Here is a 1,916-nt window from a genome sequence, read left to right as displayed (position 1 = left end):
AGAGTGCCATCAGTGCCACTAGAGTCAATCGTGAGCGTCACTTCACTCCCCGTGAGCGCTCCCGAGGTTACTTTACCGGACCAGGGCACGTTGGGCAGAAAGGGGCTATCGAAAGCTTGGACACGGGCACCGATGCCCAGGGCAAGACCCAGTCCTAGCGCGGATTTGAGAAGCATGCGTCGCGTGGTCGTTTTTTGAAGTTTCATTTTAGCTTGGTTCCTTTAGACTGAATCGAGTGGGGCACTGTTCCCCCACTTCCGCCTTCCAGTTTATCGGTCTAACGTGGACGGAAACGTGGACGACAACAAAGGATTTGCGTGGTCGAAGAGAGAAAGAGGGACGAAGATGCTGACGATTCGGCTCTTTGGATCAATAACTGTTGAGGTGAATGGGGAGCCACTGTCGGCGCTTCGGTCACGCCGCGGGCTGTATATCCTCGCCTTGCTAACCCTACGTGCCAACCGAGATGTCTCGCGGGTCTGGCTCGCAGGAACGCTCTGGCCGGAGAGCGACGAAGCCCGAGGGCTAGAGAACCTCAAGCGCTCCCTCACGAACCTGCGCGATGCCCTCGGCCCCACGGCCAAGCATCTGCTCCAGTCCACCACGAAGCACACACTGGTTCTGCGGCTCACTCCCGAGCAGTCCGATGTCCTGGCTTTTGACGAAGCGATTCAGCAGGACACCACGGAAGCACTGGAGAAGGCCGTAGCACTCTACTGCGCCCCGCTGCTGGAGGACTGCTACGAGGACTGGGTACATCCTGAGCAGGCAGCGCGCCGGGAGACCTACCTAGCTGCTGTCGAGCGTCTTACAGCCCGTAAGCAAGTCACCGGAGAGCTGGCCCAGGTGATTCCGACACTTCGCGAGGCAGTGGTGCGGGAGCCCCTCCGCGAGGGACTGTGCCGTCTTCTCATGGAGGCGCTTGCCCAGACGGGTAGCCCGGCAGAGTCAGCAGAGGTCTACCGTGCGCTCCGCAGTAGTCTGCTCCGCGAGAGCAATGCCAGCCCCTCGGCGGAGCTGACGGTGCTCTACAACCGCATTCGTGCGGCGGCGACAGCGGTGCCCGTGGCAGCACCGGCGCTCGCTCCGGTGTCACGGAAGGCCCCTGCGCTCTACGCGCTTCCTCGCCCCCTGACGGCGCTTATCGGGCGGGAGCGGGAGCTGGAGGCGATCACGGAGTGCCTGCACAATGCCTGCCTCGTAACGCTGACGGGAGCGGGCGGGATCGGCAAGACGCGGCTGGCGCTGGAAACAGCCTGGGGGCAGCAGAAAGCTCGGGCGATGCAGGATGGTGCCTGTTTTGTGGACCTCGCTCCCGTGCGCGATCCCACGCACCTGCCCCAGGCGACTGCCGCCGCACTAGGACTCCAAGAAACCGGGGAGCAGCCCCTGCTGGAGTCACTGATTGAGTTTCTTCGCCCTCGCACACTCTTGCTTGTTCTTGATAACTGCGAGCATTTAATAGATTCTAGTGCTGAGTTTGTGGGTCGCCTTTTACGAGACTGCCCCCGCCTCCAGATCCTCACCACCAGCCGCCAGCCGCTGGGCATCACCGGAGAAGTGGTCTGGCGCGTCCCCGTTTTAGAGGTGCCGACGCAGCAAGGCCTGCCGGAGGTGCTGATCGAGCGCTATGCGGCGCTACGCCTCTTCTTTGAGCGGGCTCGCGCCGTGCAGCCCGCTCTCGCAATCACGGAGTCGGCGGTGCAGGCGGCCATTGAGATCTGTCGGCACCTCGACGGAATCGCACTGGCCATAGAGCTTGCGGCAGCGCGAGTTAAGTCTCTGAGTGTCGAGCAGATCGCACTGCGACTGGAGGATCGTTTTCGGCTGCTGACCGGAGGGAGCCGTAACGCTCTGCCACGTCAGCAGACCCTACGCGCCCTGATTGACTGGAGCTACGATATCCTGCCCGCACC

Annotated in this window: 2 protein-coding genes; one reads left to right on the top strand and one right to left on the bottom strand. The window is 62.3% G+C overall.

The features are described 5' to 3' along the window. On the bottom strand, nucleotides 1-206 hold a 206-nt coding region (locus ACH2EH_RS07540; RefSeq protein WP_395140419.1), incomplete at its 3' end, for a hypothetical protein. A gap of 139 nt (nucleotides 207-345) precedes the next feature. Between ACH2EH_RS07540 and ACH2EH_RS07535 the strand changes: the two genes are divergently transcribed. Further along, nucleotides 346-1,916 (top strand): BTAD domain-containing putative transcriptional regulator (locus ACH2EH_RS07535; RefSeq protein WP_395140417.1); only part of this gene is annotated, 1,571 nt, incomplete at its 3' end.

The sequence above is a fragment of the Armatimonas sp. genome (genome assembly GCF_043760365.1).
In the GTDB taxonomy this organism is placed as follows: Bacteria; Armatimonadota; Armatimonadia; order Armatimonadales; family Armatimonadaceae; genus Armatimonas.
The sequence above is the reverse complement of the archived record's forward strand: the minus strand, read 5'-3'. Positions and strand labels throughout refer to the sequence as shown.